Here is a 16,776-nt window from a genome sequence, read left to right as displayed (position 1 = left end):
TTCGCACTGATCGCGGGTGCGGGCCGGGATGATGTCCCGGTTCGCGCCCGCGTTCTCACGAGGAGCCCGTTGTGAACTTCTTCCCTGACTTTTTGACCCAGCTACCCGGCGCTACCGAGCTCGGCCTGATTTACGCCGTCTCAGCGCTGGGCGTCTACCTCACCTTCCGCATCCTTGATTTCCCCGACCTGACAGTGGACGGCAGCTTCACCACGGGTGCCGCGGCCGGCGCCGTCATGGTCTCGCAGGGCGTGCCGCCGTGGATCTCACTGGTCGTGGCCTTTGCGGCAGGCGCCGTGGCCGGATCCGTGACCGGTCTGCTTCACACCAAGGGCAAGATCAACGGCCTGCTGGCCTCCATCATCGTGATGATCGCCCTGTACTCCATCAACTTGCACATCATGGACAACAAGGCCAACCTGCCCTTGCTCCTGGTGGACACGGTCTTCACGCCGCTGGAGGCCCAGGGTCTGCTGCGCAATAGCTGGATGGGCTCGCTCATCCTTGGCCTGTGGGTCCTGCTGCTCTGCGCCGTCCTGGTCGCGTTCCTGCACACCCGCGCCGGCCTGTCGCTGCGCTCCACGGGTGATAACGAGCAGATGGCTGGCTCCTTTCGGGTCAGCACGGACGGGCAGAAGATCATCGGCCTGTCCCTCTCCAACGGCATGGTCGCCGTCTCCGGCGCGCTCATGGCCCAGTACAACGGCGCCGCGGACGTGACCTCCGGCATCGGCCTGATCGTCATTGGCCTTGCCTCGGTGATTGTGGGCCAGGCGCTCTTTGGCCAGCGCCACGTGTGGCAGGCCGTGGTGGCCGCAGCCGCCGGCGCCGTGATCTACCGCTGGGTGCTGCAGCTGGCCATGGCCGTTGGCCTGCCCCCGCAGGACCTGAAGCTGGCCTCCGCAGTGTTGGTGGTCGCCGCGCTGCTGCTGCCGCGCCTGTCCTTCATCAAACAGCTGCGCAACAATCGCGCTCAACGCCGGCGTGAGGAAGCGCTCGCCGGAACCATCGACGTGCCAACCGAGCAGCCCGCCGTTGCCGTGGCTCACGGTGCAGAGGCCAAGGAGTCAGATCGTGCTTGAGATTCAGAAGCTGTCCAAGACCTTCTTCCCCGGGACCGTGAACGAGCGCAAGGCGCTGCAAGGCATCAACCTGACGCTGAATGACGGCGACTTTGTCACGGTCATTGGCTCCAATGGCGCCGGCAAGTCCACGCTGCTCAACATGATTGGCGGCCGCCTGCGCCCTGACACCGGCAGCGTGTCGACCGATGGGCGCAACGTCACCAAGATCCCCGAGCACCGCCGAGCCCGCTGGGTGGGTCGCGTGTTCCAGGACCCCATGGCCGGCACCGCGCCGCACCTCTCCGTGGAGGAAAATCTCTCCGTGGCGGCCGGGCGAACGCGCCTGCGCAGCCTGCAGCCCGGCGTCTCTCGCAAGGACCGGGCCTGGTTCGTGAAGGAGCTGGCCTCGCTGGAGTTGGGGTTGGAGAACCGGCTCAAGGCGGAGGTCGGCTTGCTTTCCGGCGGGCAGCGCCAGGCGCTCAGCCTGCTCATGGCCACCATGACGCACCCCTCCATCCTCTTGCTGGATGAGCACACTGCGGCGCTGGATCCGCAGCGTGCGGCGTTGGTGTCCGGCCTGACCGGCGCCATCGTGGAGCGGGACAAGCTCACCACGCTGATGGTCACGCACAACATGGAGCAGGCCCTGCAGTTGGGCAACCGGCTCATCATGATGCACGAGGGCCGGATCATCCTGGAGGTCACGGAAGAGCGCAAGGCTCAGATGACCGTCAAGGATCTGCTGGGGGAGTTCGACAAGCTCAAGGGCGTTGTTCTCTCCGACGCGACGCTGCTGCAGTAGACGTCGCTCAGGCGATTCCCGCTGCGGCGGGCTCAGTAGGGCAAGGGCGCGGGGCCGTGGGTCTCGCGCCCTTGCTGCGCCCGGGGTGCGCTTGCTAGGCCCGGGGTGCGCTTGCTGACGCGGCCGCGCACCTGCTCGACGCCGCGTGGCCAGGCTGGGCGCGCGGCGTCGGGCAGGGGGGGCGGCCGGGTGGAGTGGCCGGGTGGGGTGGCGCGTGCGTGCGGATCCCCGGCTTTTTCGGGGATCCCCCGTCCACTCGACAGGGGATCCGCGAAAACACGGGGGATCGTTGAGAACCCAGGGGTTCCGCAAGGCGGTGGGCGCGCGGCCGAGTGGTTCTCCACCGGGTTTTCGCCGTGAGTGCGGCGAATATCCGGGTGTGGGCCGAAAAGGCGGTGGAAATCGGGTTCGCCCGCGCTCTCGAGGGGGGCGGGGCAGGGTTGGGGCCGCGGTTCCTCAGCGAGGCGGCGGGCGCGTTGCTGTCCCGGCCGCCCACTTGCCCGACGACGCGTGGTCAAGCCGGGCGCGCGGCGTCGGGCAGGGGTGTGGCCGGGTGGAGTGGCCGGGTGGGGTGGCGCGTGCGTGCGGATCCCCTGCCCTTTCGCGGACCCCCGGCCTTTTCGTGGATCCCCCGTCCACTCGACAGGGGATCCGCGAAATCACGGGGGATCGTTGGGAGCCCAGGGGCTCCGCAAGCCGGGGCGCGCGGCCGAGTGGTTCTCCACCGGGTTTTCGCCGAGAGCGCGGCGAATATCCGGGTGTGGGGCCAAAAGGCGGTGGAAATCCGCCAGCGTCCACCCCCTTCGAAGCATCCGCCGCGCAAGCGGGGTATGAGCAAGAACACGCGCCAGGGGCCAAAAACCCCGCGGATCCGCGGATCCAACCGCCCCAAACCAACCCCAAGACCCTGGGCGCGCCCTGGCATCACGCTGGCAATCCGGGCTCGCACCCTCCCTCGACTTGCGTGGGGCGTGACCAAACCGTTACCGTCGGTGAGTCACGTTTCGATAACGACGCCCCACACAGCTGCGGGAAGAGTCGGAACGCCGGAGCAGCCGGCCCCTCCCGTTCGCTGCTGCTCCACCGGAAGATCAACGGATCGCGCAGAACGGGCAGCTTGTGTGCTGGGGCGGCGCAGGAGAAGACCGTGACCTTGAAGAATCAGCAGACTGCCGGGCGCCGTTTTGGACGCATCGGAATCATGGGCGGCGTGGCCGCCCTGGCCCTCTCGGCTGGCACCGCGATGACCGCGGCTCCGGCGAATGCGGCCGCAGCACCCACCAACACCTGGGACAAGCTCGCGCAGTGCGAGTCCGGTGGCAAGTGGGGCACCAACACCGGAAACGGCTTTGGCGGTGGACTCCAGTTCACCCCGAGCACCTGGAAGGCGTTCGGCGGCAAGGGCTCCTCCCACAACGCCTCCAAGGCGGAGCAGATCCGCGTGGCCAAGAAGGTTCAGGCCGGGCAGGGCTGGGGCGCATGGCCCGCATGCTCCGCCAAGCTGGGCCTGCGCGGCTCCGCCGCGGCCAACGACGGTGCCACCTCCGCCGGCAAGAGCGTCAAGGGCAGCTCCAGCTCTTACTCGAAGAAGTACTCCACGAAGAAGAGCAACATCAGCTCCTACTCTTCCAAGTACTCCACCCAGAAGAGCTCGGCCGCCAAGAGCAAGATCGGCTCCGGCTACACCAGCAAGCGTTCCGTGCCCCAGGCGCCGGTTGCCGCGCCTTCCAAGGCAAAGCACGTTGCGCCGTCCCTCGCGTTGCCCGCCAACGTCAAGGACTCGGGCAAGAACTACACGGTGAAGGCAGGCGACACCCTGTCCAGCATCGCCAAGTCCCAGGGCTTGGGCTCGTGGCTCTCGCTCTACTCCCTGAACAAGGGCGAGCTGACCAGCCCCGACATGATCTTTGCCGGTTCGCAGCTCAACCTGCCGACCAAGTGAGGTCATGCCTAGCGAAGCGGTGACACCGCAGCGCTAGGCCGGCCGAACTCCAGCGAGCCCCGCCAGTGACCCAACGGTCGCGGGCGGGGCTCGCTGCGTCCGGGCTTGACCGTTTTCGGGGGAGTTTTAACACAGCGTGTGACTGGGTCTACACTCGCCGCATGAGTACCTCGGCGCAGCCAACGCGGGACGGGATCCCGCTCAAAGTCATCATGGTCTCGGTGGTGGCCGCCTTGGGCGGACTCCTCTTTGGCTTTGATTCATCCGTGATTAACGGCGCCGTGGATGCCATTCAAGACAGATGGAATCTCTCCGGCGCCATCACCGGCTTTGTGGTCTCTGTGGCCCTGATTGGCGCCATGGTTGGCGCGTGGTTCGCGGGTTCCATCGCGGACCGCTTTGGCCGCATCCGCGCCATGCTCCTGGCCGCGACCCTCTTCGCCGTGTCTTCGGTGGGGTCGGCCTTCTGCTTCGACATCATTGACCTCTCCATCTGGCGCGCCGTGGGCGGCGTGGGCGTGGGCATGGCCTCCGTGATTGCCCCGGCCTACATCGCTGAGATCGCTCCGGCCCGCGTGCGCGGCCGTCTGGGGTCCCTGCAGCAGCTCGCGATCGTCACCGGCATCTTCCTTGCCCTGCTCTCCGACGCGTTCATCGCCAACACCGCCGGTGGTGCGGCCCAGCCCGTGTGGCTTGGCCTGGAGGCGTGGCGCTGGATGTTCCTGGTGGAGGTGGTTCCTGCGGTGCTGTACGGCGTGCTGGCGCTGATGGTCCCCGAGTCCCCGCGCTACCTGGTGGCCAAGGGGGACCTGGCGCGCGCCAAGCTGGTGCTGCGAGACGTGGTCGGCCTGCGCACGGAGGAGGCCGTGGAGCACAAAATCGAGGACATTGAGCGCACCTCCAACGCGGAGGCCCGCCAGAGCCTGCGGGACCTGAAGGGCCCGGCGTGGGGGCTCATGCCGGTGGTGTGGATCGGCATTGCGCTGTCCGTGTTCCAGCAATTTGTTGGTATCAACGTGATCTTCTACTACTCCACGACCCTGTGGCGCTCGGTCGGCTTCTCCGAGTCGGATTCCTTCACGGTCTCCGTGATCACCTCCGTCACCAACATTGTGGTGACGATCGTCGCGATTGCCCTGGTGGACAAGGTGGGCCGCCGGCCCATGCTGCTGGTCGGTTCCGCGGGCATGGCCGTGGCCCTTGGTGTCATGGCCCTGGCGTTCTCGCAGTCTGTGATGGTCGACGGCGCTGTGTCCCTGCCGGGTGCCTGGGGCATGGTTGCGCTGGTGGCGGCTAACGCCTTTGTTGTCGCCTTTGGCGCCACCTGGGGGCCGGTGGTCTGGGTGTTGCTGGGAGAGATGTTCCCGAACAGGGTCCGCGCCATTGCGCTCTCCGTCGCCGCCGCCGCGCAGTGGCTGGCCAACTTCCTGGTCACCACCACGTTCCCCACGCTGTCCGAGATTGGCCTGACGCTGGCGTACGGCATCTACGCGTTCTTTGCCCTGCTCTCCCTCTGGTTTGTGGCTCGCTACGTCAAGGAGACCAAGGGCAAGGAACTGGAGGACATGTAGCGCGGCCCGGAGACCCGGCCAGAAAAACCGGCCGGAAGCCCGGCCCCGAATTTCAGTTAACGGCTATTCACTGAGTGGCCATTGGCGGGTAGGTTGGGGGAGCGACGTCGCTTCGGTGTCGTTCTGTCCCATCCGCACCCAGGAGAGACTCATGACCCGGAATCCGGCGGCAAACAAGGCCTCCGCCTCCAGTCCCATGGCACGCCTTGCCGGCCTGCCGCTCTGGCAACGCGCGCTCGTGTGGCTCGCCGCCGCCGTCGTGCTGGTGGGTGTGGTGGTCCTCGCGGCCAAGCTGCTGCGCACCCTGCCCGCCGTGCAGGACTTTCTGGTGACCTACCCCGGCGGCACGCACCCGCCGGAGGGAACGCCGGAGGGCTTCCCCGCCTGGCTGCGCTGGAATCACTTCCTGAACTTCTTCTTCATGGCGCTCATCATTCGCTCCGGCCTGCGCGTGCGCACCACGCAGCGGCCCGCGGCGTACTGGACGCCCAAGAAGCGCGGGCGCGGCAAGGCCTCGCCCAAGAAGATCAGCCTTGACCTGTGGTTCCACCAAAGCATCGACATCCTGTGGCTGGTGAACGGCCTGCTGTTTGTGGTGTTGCTCTTTGCCAGCGGGCAGTGGGCGCGCATTGTGCCGACCAGCTGGGATGTGTTCCCCAACGTGATCAGCGCCGGCCTGCAGTACGCCTCGCTGGATTGGCCGCTGGAGAACGGCTGGGTCTCTTACAACGCCATCCAGCTGCTCGCGTACTTCCTTACCGTGTTTGTTGCGGCGCCCCTCGCGGCGCTCTCCGGTTGGCGCATGTCCGGCCTGTTCCCCTCCAAGGCCAACGGGCTGGCCAAGACGTTCAAGATGGAGTGGGCGCGCGCCGTGCACTTCCCGGTGATGCTGTACTTCGTCATCTTTGTGATTGTGCACGTGGCGCTGGTGCTCTCCACCGGGGCGCTGCGCAACCTGAACCACATGTTCCTTGGCGCGGACGCGGGGGGCTGGGTCGGATTCTGGATCTTTGTGGTGGGCGTGGCCCTCACGATCGGCGTCATGGAGGCCGCGCGTCCCGTGGTGCTGCGCCCCATCGCCTCACTCATGGGCAAGGTTTCGCGCAACTAACGCCCCGCACCTCACGCCCCGCACCTCAGCAGTCCCGGCCGCAGCCACCCTGGCGCCGGCCGCACATCTCGGATCAAGGGAGTTCTCAGATGCAGATCAACGGTTGTATCGCCCTCGTCACCGGCGGCGCCTCCGGGCTCGGTAACGCCACGGCCCGCACCCTCATCGAGGCCGGCGCAGAGGTCTTCATCCTTGACCTGCCCGGCGAAGCCGGGGAGAAGGCCGCCGCGGAACTGGGCCCCCAGGCTCACTTCCTTGGCGCAGACGTGACCGACGAGGCCGCTGTACGCAGCGCCGTCGAACAGGCCGCCGCGGCAGGGGACCTGCGCATCGTGGTCAACTGCGCCGGCGTGGCCACCCCGGGCAAGCTGGTGGGCCGCGAGGGTCCGCTCAGTGCAGACGCCTTCATGCGCGTCGTCAAAATCAATCTGCTGGGCACCATTAACGTCATGGCGCAGGCCGCCGTGGCTATGAAGGCCACCGAGCTGCAGGGCGAGGAGCGCGGTGTCATCATCAACACTGCCTCTGTCGCGGCCTTTGACGGGCAGATTGGGCAGATGGCGTACTCGGCGTCCAAGGGCGCCGTGGCCGCGGTGACGCTGCCCGCCGCGCGCGAGCTGGCGCGGGACGCCGTCCGCGTCATGACCATTGCCCCCGGCATCTTTGAGACGCCCATGATGGCCGGCCTGCCGCAGGCCGCGCAGGATTCGCTTGGCCAACAGGTGCCGCACCCGGCGCGCCTGGGCAAGGCCACGGAATACGCGCAGTTGGTGCGGGCCATCGTGGAGAATCCCATGCTCAACGGAGAGACCATTCGCCTGGACGGTGCCATTCGGATGGCGCCCAAGTAAATCGGCTTTCCGGCGTTTTCTTAGCGTTTTACGGCGGGGTTTGTTGAGGCGAACTGCCTGGTCAGGTGACGTGCCTGCATAACCGAACTGCCCATCCGAACTGCCTGCTCGACGGCGCGTGGCCGCCCGGGTGCCTCACGGCACCTGGGCGGCCACGGTCGTTTCGAGTCCGTGCTATTCGCCGGCGCGGAGGGCGTCGTCCTGAGCCACGATCCGCGCCAGGTCCTGCGGCGTGACGCCGTCCAGGTCCTTGAGCAGGTGGAGCCCCGGGTTCGGTTCAAGGGGCACATGCAGCGGAACGGCGACGGTCACGAGACCGGCCGCCATGGCGGAAGCGGTGCCGGGGCGGGAGTCCTCCACGGCCACGACGCGCTGGGGGTCCAGCGGTCCGTGGCTCTCCTCCAGCTGGGTGACCGCCGTGAGGTACGGCTCGGGGTGGGGCTTGCCGTTGCGCACCACATCCCCGGTGATCCTGACGCTGAAGGGGTCAAAGCCCAGGCCCTGCACCACGGCCTCCGCCATCACGGCCTCGCTCATGGTGACCAGAGCCTGCGGCACCCCGGCCTGCTGCAGGGAGACCAACAGCTCGCGGGCGCCGGCGCGCCAGGGCACCTCGCGGCGCAGGCCGGCCATGACCTCGCCAATCAGGCGGTCAATGACCTGGCGGTTCTCCAGCGGAACGCCGTGGGAGCGCATGATTTCCGCTGAAACCGGCAGGGCGTTGCCCACCAGGCTCATGGCATCCTCGTGGGTCCACTCGATCCCAAACTCAGCCATCAGGCTGGCCTCCGCAGCCATCCAGAGCGGCTCGGAGTCGATGAGGGTTCCGTCCAGGTCCCAGAGCACGGCTTGGGGCAGGGGAGGCGTGGGGGTGGACATGCGGTGCGGACTCCTGTGGCTGCTGGGTGCGGGGGTGTGGGGTGCGGGTGCGGGCGTAGAGGTGGGTTGTGGCCGCGGAACTCGTGCGGCTCGGCGCGCGAGGAGGCGCCGAGCAACGGTGTTGTGGCTAGGTACGAGCCTACGCGGTGGGCGCCGGGGCACGGTCGGTTGGAACGGTTGGTGGGCGCGGCAGGGTGGCGTCGCAAGGAAGGCAATAAAATGGGGCTCAACGAGGCGAGAGAGGAGTGTCATGGCGAATATGCAGGACAAGCAGGACAAGAAGGGCAAGGACTTTGCCAACCATTGGCTCACCGGTGTCTTTGCTGTGGCGTTCTTTGCAGGCGCGCTGGCCCCGCTTGCTGCCACTCCACGGTTTTCGAACATGGTGCCCCCGGATGCCCAGCCGATGTTTCTCCTCGCCTGCGGCGCCCTGATTCTCCTGAGTGGGCTGGCGCAGTTCGTCTGGTGGATCGCGTGGAGCATCAACCACCCGCGGTGAACGCAGGGGCAACGCTCACCGTCGTACACACGCACACACACGCGCCGTCGCAACCGTCGCAACCATCCGTCGTCGGGCGCCGTCGCAACCGTCGCAACCGTCCGTCGTCGGCCTGACCGTCGCCCCCGCGGGCTAGACTGAATCGAAGAGATCTTCGAATGAGCGGGCCCCACTCTGGTGTCCGTGGACGCAGGTGCAGAGGATGGCGCGGATGAACGTGGACAACAGCGGCGGACGGGCCATGCCCGGCGCGGACCGCTTTGACGCGGCTTCCCGTGTGGGTGAGGGCGGCGCGGGCACGGGCCAGCCCACCCAGGCTCACGGCTTTCCCTCTCCCGCGCAGGACTACTTCCACGGCGGGTTGGACCTGAACCGGCTCCTGGTCCGGGACCGCACCAGCACCTTCCTCATGCGTGTGGAAGGTCAGGGCATGGCGGCGGACGGCATGATGGACGGGGACGAGGTGATCGTGGACCGTTCCCTTCACCCGCGCGACCGCAGCGTCGTCGTCGCCGTCTTGGATGGCGAGCTCACGCTGCGCCGTTGGCACGAGCGCCCGGAGGGCATCATCCTCGCCACGGATGACGGCGCGCAGGTCACCCGCGTGGGCGCGGATACCGAGCTGGTCCTGTGGGGCGTAGTGACCCGGAGCCTGCACCATGTCTGAGCTGGTAGGCCGGGCGGAGGACTGGCATGTGCGCCACCTGCCCCCGGACCCGGCGGACAGGGTCATGCGGGAGCGCATCGCCCTGGTGGATGTGAACAACTTCTACGTCTCCTGCGAGCGGGTCTTTGACCCCACCCTGCGCGGGCGTCCCGTGGTGGTGCTCTCCAACAACGACGGCTGTGTGGTGGCCCGCAGTCAAGAATCCAAGGATCTGGGCGTCAAGACGGGCATGCCCTGGTTCAAGCTGCAGGACCAGGCGCGGCGCTGGGGTCTGGTGGCCAAGTCAAGCAATTACGAGCTCTACGGGGACATGTCTGCGCGCGTCATGGAGGTGCTTGGCAGGCACGGGCTGTGGCAAGAGGTCTACTCCATCGACGAGTCCTTTGTGGGGCTCGCCGGAACGGCCGCGGACCTGCTAGCGCTCGCCACGCGTATCAAGGAGGACGTGGTGCGCTATGTCGGCGTGCCGGTCTGCGTGGGAGTGGCCCCCACCAAGACCCAGGCCAAGCTGGCCAATCACATCGCCAAGCACACCCCCACCCTTGGCAGCGTCTGCTCCCTGGATTCCCTGGCGGACCAGGACGTGTGGGCCCTGCAGCAGCGCCTTCCCGTCACGGGGCTGTGGGGCGTGGGCGCCCGCAGTGGGGAGCGCCTGCGGGCAGAGGGCATCGACACCATCGCCGATCTGCGCCGGGCTGACCCCAGCAAGATTCGCAAGAAACACTCCGTGGTCCTTGAACGCACGGTCCGGGAACTCAACGGCGTGAACTGCCTGCCACCCACCGCCGAACGAGCGGACCGCGCCCAGGTCATGTACTCGCGTAGCTTCTCCACGCCGGTCAGTAGCTGGGAGGAACTGGATCAGGTCATGAACCTCTACACCCAGCGCGCCACCGCCCGCCTGGCCGCCCAGGGCCTGCGCGCCCGCGTGCTCACCGTCTCCGCCGGGACCAGCCGCTTCTCCGGCGAGGCATCCTTCCCCTCGCGTTCCGTGGCGCTGCCCTCTCCCACCGCGGACCCGCTGCTGCTCACCCGCTACGCCGTCTCCGCCCTGCGTTCCGTCACGAACCCCGGCACGCAGTACGTGCGCGCGGGCGTGATGCTCTCCGGGCTCGACCGCGATACCGAGCACGGCGGCCAGGAGCAGCTGGACCTCTTTGGCTCCCCAGGGGAGGGGGAGCAGGGTTCCCTGTTCGACGACGCGGGGCCGGGTACCGCTGCACCCTCCGGGGCCGCGGGTGGGGACGGCGGATCGTCGGATCCTGGTCGGAGCAGCGGGGCCGGAGACGGGCAGCAGCTCAACGCCCTGCTCGCGGCCGTGAAGGGCAAGTTTGGCGAGGCGGCGATCGGGCTGGGCAGGGGCGGCTTCAGCGAGGAGCCAGAGTGGAGCATGAAGCGCGAGTTCCGCTCCAATCGCTACACCACCGAATGGGATGAGCTCCCCACCGTTCGCGCCTAGAAGTTCTGACCGGCGCGGCGCGGCGTGGCACGGCCCGGCCCGATATGGCCGCCCTTAGCCGCACCCACTTCCGCCGGGCACCCCTTCGCCGGGAACCCCTTCGCCGCGCCCACTTCCGCCGGGCCCTCCGCGGCGGCGCCACCTCTCACGACAAACGCCACCTCGTACGACAAAACCCCCGCCCCACGCGGGCACCTGCCACTTCATACGACATTTGCCGTCGTGCACGACGGCAAATGTCGTATGAAGTGTCAACGCGCGGGGTCGAAGTTGCGGGAGCCGCAGCGCCGTCGGGCCGGGACTGCCGCACCGTCGGACGCAGCAAGCGGGGCCGGTGACCACGGTGCTTGTGCACCCTGACCACCGGCCCCGCCGTCCTGCTTTACCTACTGCTGTGCCTTGCTACTGGGTCTAGCGGAAGGACACGACCTCTGCCTTGCCGCCGTCCTGGCCCGCGGTCTTGCCACTCAGATCGCCGGTGGCGTTGAGGTGGTGCAAGACCAAGAGCTGCTGAGCGGTGTCAGCGAACTTCACCGACAGGCGCTGGCCCGGGAGGTCAGTCACCATGGTGCCGGGGGACTGAACCTGGACGCTGGGCTTGAACGGATCGTAGGAGATCCACGGGGTGTTATCCACGGAGACCGTCTGGCCGCTGTCGTTCTTGTTGTAATCGCTCCAGGTCACCACGCGGTAGCGCAGCTTCGAGGAGTTCTCGGCGGTGACGCCCAAGGCCTTCAGCGAGACCGGCAGCACTGCCACGTTGGTGTCATAGGTGTTGGAATCGATATCACCAAAGACACCGTTCAGCGGCTGCAGCTCTACCTGCTCGCCCGTCGCCACGTTCACGGTGGCAACCAAGGTCAGGTCCAGGTCATCCGCGGCAGTGGTGAAGGAGCGGAAGTCCGCCTTGCCATCACCATTGACGTCGATGTCAGCTTGCAGCTGGTTGGTGTTACCGCTGGCGGTACCGGTCAGCGAGGACCAGTTGCCCCAGGTGCTCAGACCAATGTCCAAGCGGCCGTTCGCGGCACCCACGGACGGGGCCGTGGAGTTGGCACCGACGTACTGCAGGTCCATGGGACGAGCGGACGGCACGGTGTCAGTCTTCTCGCCGAGGCGAGCGCTGCTGTGACCCAGGGTCAGGGTGGAGGCCTTGGAGAGGAAGTTCTCTGCTCCCGAGCCCTGATCCACACCGCGACCGGCAAGACCAACCGTGGCGGTCTTCTTGCTCAGGTTGACCTTGACGTTCTTGGCGCTCATGTCAGAGACCGGCTTGGGTGCTGCGGTCACGGGGACGCGCAGGGTGGGATCCGCCTGGGAGGCAGAGCCGCCGGCGGAGGTGAACTCCACACGACCGGTGACGTCCGCGAGGTAGGTGCGGGCGAAACCGAGCTGGTTGGCATCCATGGTCTTGTCCATGGACTTCTCCATCTGAGCGGACTTCAGGGTCAGGGTGACCTTGACGGTGGCCAGGCCCTTGGAGGGGACGGTCACCTTCTTCTTGTCCACGGTGACCTTGGCGCCCGGCATGCTGGTCGCGGCCAGGTAGCCCACGTTGTAGGTGCGTGCCTTGGTGGTCACGTTGCGCAGCTCAATGGTGCGGCTGAGCTTGGTGGTGCCCTTGGCGGCCTCCACCACACCGAACACGGAGGTGGTCAGATCCGGCGCCGTCTTGTCGTACGCGTAGACCGGGGTCTTCAGCGCGGCGTCGGCCATGACACGTCCGGAACCCACGCGGTGCGGGCCAAAGGCCACACCGTCGCGCTTCACATCGGTGGCAGCCGTGTTCATGATCAGGGACTTGACCTGGTACGGGGTGTAGTTGCCGCTGGCGGCGACCAGGGCGGCGATGCCGGCCACGTGCGGGGCGGCCATCGAGGTACCGGTCTTGACGGAGGCGCCGTTACCGGAGGCCACCGCAACCGAACCAACAGAGGTACCGGCCGCGCCGACGTCAGGCTTGGAGACGCCGTTGCTGCCGTGAACACCGCGCGAGGAGGACACGTTCATGGTGTCCTTTGCGCCGGTCTCGGCGATGACCTTGCCGCGCTGGGCCGGATCAACCGACACCTTCAGCGTGCCGGCCTTTGCCGCGCCCTGCAGCTTGGCAGCAGAGGTCTTGGTCAGCTGAACGCCCGGAATCGTGGTGTTGCCGGCGATGCCAGCGTTGAACAGATCCGAGGGCGAATCAAGGACCACGCCGGTGGCGCCTGCGGCCTTGGCGTTGTTGAAGCGTGCGGCCGAGCCACAGGGGAGGCTGACGCCCGTGGGGTCATCCGTCCAGTGCAACCAAACCCACTTGCCCTTGACCGCGGGGTCGGTGATGGCGGAGCAACCGGTGACGCTGGCGTCACCGTTGACCATCACGACGTCACCGGTGACGGGACCGGTCCAGGGGAAGTTGGAGGAGAGCTGGGAGCCGTAGCTGCCTGCCAGGTCCGCCGGGGCGGTCACCTTGGTCTCGTCAACGGAGGCCAGCGAGCTCACCGTGTTGGCCACGGTCAGCGAGGAGCGTGAGTTACCGGGGGAGCCACCGACGTCGGTGACGTCGCTGGCGTTGCCGGAGGAGACGACGGAGAGGATGCCCTGCTTGGTGAGCGCATCAACGATGTCATTCTCGGGGTCCTGCGTGGGGGTCGCGTCCGAACCAAGGGACATGTTCACGACCTGCGCGCGGTCGGAGAAGTCGCCGTCCGAGTTGGGATCAAGCACGTAGTCAAGGGCCTGGCCCACCACGCTGGAGGAGCCAACGCAACCGAAGACGCGGATGCCGACCAGGGAGGCCTTGGGGGCGGAGCCCGGGGCAACGCGCATGGCCTTGACCTGCTCGGCGGTCAGCTTGGAGTAGTCGCCGCGGAAGGTCTTGCCATCCGCCGTGACGCCGTAGCCTGCTGCGGTGCCTGCCACGTGCGAGCCGTGGCCCGCGGTGGAGCAGTCAAGCGGGTTGGGGTCAGGCTTGGGGATGGGCTGGTACGTGGGGTTGTTGGAGTTGGCGTCGTAGTCATCTCCGACCAAGTCCCAACCACCAATGAACTTCTTGTTGTCCAGCAGGCGCGTGTTGGCCTTGGGCAGCGTGGGGGAGGCCTGGGCCTTCTTGTAGGCCTCCGCGGTGCCGGGGCCACCAAAGCCCGCGTGCGTGTAGTCAACGCCGGTATCGAGGACGGCGATCGTCACGCCCTCGCCGGTCTGATCCAGCTTCTGCCAGGACGCCAGAGCGCCGGAGTCGATGGCGCTGCCAGCGTTCTCCGGGTTCTTGGGCACAATGCCGGTGATCTTGACGACGTCCGAGCGCGAGGCAAGGGCGCGGATCTTGTCCGCGTCACCCGTCAGCGCCACACCCGGGATGGTGTTGGTGGTCTGGTACAGCACATCCGCGTCAGCGGACTTGGCAGCGCTCTTAGCCTTGGCGGTGATGGAGGCGCGGATCTTCTTGACCTCCGCGACCTTCTTGGCCGGCTTTTGCTTGCCCTGGCGTACGGCGTTGCTCTGGGTGGAGCCGAACGCACCCTGACCGGAGAACTGGACGTAGGCGCTCACCTCCCCGTCGCTGTCACGCACTGGGCCCGCAACCTTCAGGTTCTGCAGGGCGTCCAGGCGCGACTCCGAGGCGCTGAACGCGCCCCCATCGGAATCACTGGGTGTCTTAGCCGCGTTGGCGGGCAGGGTGCTGGCGAATGTGAGCGACGTGCCGGTCGCAATCACCAGTACCCCGAGCGCGAGACGACGACGCAAGGGTCGATGGCTCATGGTGCTCCTTGAGTGGAAGGGGTGACGGGGTGTTGCCCAACAGCGTGAGCCACACCACATTCAAGAGCATCGGACACCCGCACTCAGATGTCAAGGACTTGTTTGACATGATGCGCGACCCGCGCGCGGGGCGTCATTTCGGGTTGACGATTCGAGTGAAGACGGTGTAAGAGAACCGCGCCGCGGCCGCCGTTGTGAAGCGCCCGGTCACCGCCGTCGGGCGTCACGAACAGGGGCGGGTGGCGACGATGTCTCGTCACCACCCGCCCCTGGGGTTGGCCCTGCTCGGTCTAGCTAGCGGCGCGCGCCGCCCTGGTACACGGCCTCAAACGGCGCGGCGGAGGCCACGCGGTTCTTGATGGATTCGGTGACAAACGCCTTGGCGTTGATGGAGGCCTGCAGCGGGGCCACACCCTTGGCCAGCTCCGCGGTGACGGCCGCGGCCAGCGTGCAGCCCGCACCGGAGACCGCCACGTCTCCCACCTTGGGTGTGGACAGCACCTCCATGGTGGAGCCGTCGTAGAACACGTCCACGGCGTCCGGTCCCGCCAGCCGCACGCCACCCTTGGCCAGAACCGTGGCGCCGGACTTCTCAAAGATCAGCCGCGCGGCCTCCTTCAGGTCCTCCACGGAGGAGATGGAGATGCCAGAAAGCGCCTCTGCCTCAAAGTGATTGGGGGTCACAAACGTGGCCTTGGGCAGCAGCTTGGCCTGCAGCGCCTGATCAGTGTCCAGCGCGGCGCCGGGCTCCTGGCCCTTGCAGATCAGCACCGGGTCAAGGACCACGTTGGCCCACTCCTGGTTCTCCAGCGCGGCGGCCACGGTCTCGATGGTGTCCGGGGTGCCCATCATGCCCAGCTTCACGGTGCGCAGCTGGCCGGCGTACGCGGCCTGCACGGCCTCCAGCTGATCGGCAATCACCTGCGGGGCCACCGGCACAAAGCGGTGTCCCCAATTGTTCTTGGGGTCAAAGGAAACAATGCAGGTCAGCGCAATGATGCCAAAGGTGCCCAGTTCCTCGAACGTCTTCAGGTCCGCCTGCGCGCCGGCGCCGCCGGTGGCCTCGGACCCAGCGATCGACAGGGCAATCGGGGGAGTGGAAGTAGTCATGACTCCATCGTAGAACCGGGCACCGGGTGCGTGCCTGGCCCCATGACGGGCCACCTTGGGTACATGACGCAGCGCCCGACGCCGCGTGGTCGGGCCGGGCGCGAACCGCGCCACGGCAGGGGGTTGCGGTCCCCACGGCCCGCCTGGGCAGGCAGAGCGCTCGACGCACCCCAGCGGCGTCGGGCAGGGAAGGGTGAGCATCGTGAGAGAATTGCCCCTGGCTCTTGACCGGGGCGCTCGCGTGTGCCGGTCTTTGGCCCCTGTGAGCGGTGGTGGCAGCGCCGGCTCGAACCCGACCGACCCTCTTCTCAGGAGACCCCTGCGCATGTCCGCCACACCCCTGCCCACCGCCTTTGCCCCCATCGGCAGCCGCTTTTTTGCGGTCACCGTCGCCGTGATGGCCGTGGTCGTGGTGCTCTCCAACATTGGCGCCTCCAAGGGCGTGGAGATTGGCCCGCTGGTCACCGACGGCGGCTTCTTCCTGTTCCCGCTCGCGTACATCCTGGGCGACGTGATCTCTGAGGTGTACGGCTGGAAGGCCTCTCGCCGCGCGGTGCTGGCGACCTTTGTGATGGCCGCGTTTGCCGCAGGCACGTTCTGGGTCATGATCCAGCTGCCCTCGGCCAGCTTCTACGACGGCCAGGCGGCGCTGGAGCGCACGCTTGGGCCGGTCTGGTTGGTGGTGGTGGCCTCGCTCGCCGGGTTCCTGGTGGGCCAGCTTTCTAATTCCCTGGTCATGGTCACGCTCAAGAAGCGTCACGGCGAGAAGAAGCTGCTGCTGCGCCTGCTGGGCTCCACCGGCCTGGGCGAATTCCTTGACACTCTCATCTTCTGCTCCATTGCCGCGTCGGTGATCGGCGTGGATTCCTGGGGCGCCTTCGTCAACTACGTGGTGGTCGGCTTTGTGTGGAAGACGCTGGTGGAGGTGGTGCTTTCGCCGCTGACCGTGCTGGTGATCGGGTGGGTCAAGCGCCGCGAGCCGGGCTACGTCAAGGCCGTGGCGGCGGAGCGGGGCTAAGCGCCGGCCACCGGCCGCCCCTGCCACCCCGGCACCCCTGCCGCCCCGGCACCCCT

13 protein-coding genes are annotated in these 16,776 nt (G+C 67.3%); 10 read left to right on the top strand and 3 right to left on the bottom strand.

All coding sequences use genetic code 11. From position 1 onward, the window contains the following. Positions 1–71: 71 nt before the first annotated feature. From DWQ67_RS10580 to DWQ67_RS10555, 6 genes are all read left to right on the top strand, one after another. Positions 72–1,082, top strand: a complete 1,011-nt coding sequence (locus DWQ67_RS10580) for an ABC transporter permease (protein ID WP_233556052.1) — start codon at positions 72–74, stop codon at positions 1,080–1,082. Next, positions 1,075–1,866, top strand: coding sequence for an ABC transporter ATP-binding protein (locus DWQ67_RS10575; protein ID WP_121485577.1), 792 nt, complete (start codon positions 1,075–1,077; stop codon positions 1,864–1,866). Before DWQ67_RS10580 ends, DWQ67_RS10575 begins: the two co-directional genes overlap by 8 nt. Positions 1,867–3,013: 1,147 nt before the next feature. Next, a complete protein-coding gene (locus DWQ67_RS14270) occupies positions 3,014–3,808 on the top strand; it encodes a LysM peptidoglycan-binding domain-containing protein (RefSeq protein ID WP_325049627.1) in 795 nt (264 codons plus the stop codon). A gap of 161 nt (positions 3,809–3,969) precedes the next feature. After that, positions 3,970–5,379, top strand: coding sequence for a sugar porter family MFS transporter (locus DWQ67_RS10565; protein WP_121485576.1), 1,410 nt, complete (start codon positions 3,970–3,972; stop codon positions 5,377–5,379). Between the two features lie 196 nt (positions 5,380–5,575). Continuing rightward, on the top strand, positions 5,576–6,490 hold the full coding sequence (locus tag DWQ67_RS10560) for a cytochrome b/b6 domain-containing protein (protein WP_121485695.1): 915 nt from the start codon (positions 5,576–5,578) through the stop codon (positions 6,488–6,490). An 89-nt stretch (positions 6,491–6,579) separates the two neighbouring features. After that, a complete protein-coding gene (locus DWQ67_RS10555; RefSeq protein WP_121485575.1) occupies positions 6,580–7,341 on the top strand; it encodes an SDR family NAD(P)-dependent oxidoreductase in 762 nt (253 codons plus the stop codon). Between the two features lie 174 nt (positions 7,342–7,515). On the opposite strand, the gene DWQ67_RS10550 is transcribed toward DWQ67_RS10555, so the two are convergent. Beyond that, a complete protein-coding gene (locus DWQ67_RS10550) occupies positions 7,516–8,220 on the bottom strand; it encodes an HAD family hydrolase (protein ID WP_121485574.1) in 705 nt (234 codons plus the stop codon). Between the two features lie 250 nt (positions 8,221–8,470). On the opposite strand from DWQ67_RS10550, the gene DWQ67_RS10545 reads away from it, so the two are divergent. The 3 genes from DWQ67_RS10545 to DWQ67_RS10535 all read left to right on the top strand — a co-directional run bounded on the left by DWQ67_RS10545 (position 8,471) and on the right by DWQ67_RS10535 (position 10,845). Continuing rightward, positions 8,471–8,719: a hypothetical protein gene (locus DWQ67_RS10545; protein ID WP_147433677.1), complete on the top strand. Its 249-nt coding sequence runs from the start codon at positions 8,471–8,473 to the stop codon at positions 8,717–8,719. A gap of 211 nt (positions 8,720–8,930) precedes the next feature. Continuing rightward, on the top strand, positions 8,931–9,386 hold the full coding sequence (locus DWQ67_RS10540; RefSeq protein WP_233556051.1) for a LexA family protein: 456 nt from the start codon (positions 8,931–8,933) through the stop codon (positions 9,384–9,386). Further along, the gene (locus DWQ67_RS10535; protein ID WP_233556050.1) at positions 9,379–10,845 is read left to right on the top strand and encodes a Y-family DNA polymerase; all 1,467 of its coding nucleotides are present in this window, start codon (positions 9,379–9,381) and stop codon (positions 10,843–10,845) included. Before DWQ67_RS10540 ends, DWQ67_RS10535 begins: the two co-directional genes overlap by 8 nt. Positions 10,846–11,256: 411 nt before the next feature. Here DWQ67_RS10535 and DWQ67_RS10530 read toward each other — a convergent pair whose 3' ends face one another. After that, entirely contained in the window at positions 11,257–14,592 is a 3,336-nt protein-coding gene (locus DWQ67_RS10530) for a S8 family peptidase (protein ID WP_121485572.1), read from the bottom strand. Positions 14,593–14,886: 294 nt separating this feature from the next. After that, positions 14,887–15,702 carry a hydroxymethylpyrimidine/phosphomethylpyrimidine kinase gene (locus DWQ67_RS10525; protein WP_121485571.1) on the bottom strand — a complete coding sequence of 272 codons (816 nt, stop codon included), beginning with the start codon at positions 15,700–15,702 and terminating at the stop codon, positions 14,887–14,889. Between the two features lie 325 nt (positions 15,703–16,027). Between DWQ67_RS10525 and DWQ67_RS10520 the strand changes: the two genes are divergently transcribed. Beyond that, positions 16,028–16,720, top strand: a complete 693-nt coding sequence (locus DWQ67_RS10520) for a queuosine precursor transporter (protein ID WP_121485570.1) — start codon at positions 16,028–16,030, stop codon at positions 16,718–16,720. Positions 16,721–16,776: the final 56 nt, after the last annotated feature.

This window comes from Galactobacter caseinivorans (genome assembly GCF_003640665.1).
GTDB classification, from domain to species: domain Bacteria; phylum Actinomycetota; class Actinomycetes; order Actinomycetales; family Micrococcaceae; genus Galactobacter; species Galactobacter caseinivorans.
The sequence above is the reverse complement of the archived record's forward strand: the minus strand, read 5'-3'. Positions and strand labels throughout refer to the sequence as shown.

What these genes read in the sequence shown, in the direction of transcription:
- DWQ67_RS10565 (WP_121485576.1), top strand. Translation starts at nt 3,970, where the DNA reads ATGAGTACCTCGGCGCAGCCAACGCGGGACGGGATCCCGCTCAAAGTC.
- DWQ67_RS10560 (WP_121485695.1), top strand. Translation starts at nt 5,576, where the DNA reads ATGGCACGCCTTGCCGGCCTGCCGCTCTGGCAACGCGCGCTCGTGTGG.
- DWQ67_RS10555 (WP_121485575.1), top strand. Translation starts at nt 6,580, where the DNA reads ATGCAGATCAACGGTTGTATCGCCCTCGTCACCGGCGGCGCCTCCGGG.
- DWQ67_RS10550 (WP_121485574.1), bottom strand. Translation starts at nt 8,220, where the DNA reads ATGTCCACCCCCACGCCTCCCCTGCCCCAAGCCGTGCTCTGGGACCTG.
- DWQ67_RS10545 (WP_147433677.1), top strand. Translation starts at nt 8,471, where the DNA reads ATGGCGAATATGCAGGACAAGCAGGACAAGAAGGGCAAGGACTTTGCC.
- DWQ67_RS10540 (WP_233556051.1), top strand. Translation starts at nt 8,931, where the DNA reads ATGAACGTGGACAACAGCGGCGGACGGGCCATGCCCGGCGCGGACCGC.
- DWQ67_RS10535 (WP_233556050.1), top strand. Translation starts at nt 9,379, where the DNA reads ATGTCTGAGCTGGTAGGCCGGGCGGAGGACTGGCATGTGCGCCACCTG.
- DWQ67_RS10530 (WP_121485572.1), bottom strand. Translation starts at nt 14,592, where the DNA reads ATGAGCCATCGACCCTTGCGTCGTCGTCTCGCGCTCGGGGTACTGGTG.
- DWQ67_RS10525 (WP_121485571.1), bottom strand. Translation starts at nt 15,702, where the DNA reads ATGACTACTTCCACTCCCCCGATTGCCCTGTCGATCGCTGGGTCCGAG.
- DWQ67_RS10520 (WP_121485570.1), top strand. Translation starts at nt 16,028, where the DNA reads ATGTCCGCCACACCCCTGCCCACCGCCTTTGCCCCCATCGGCAGCCGC.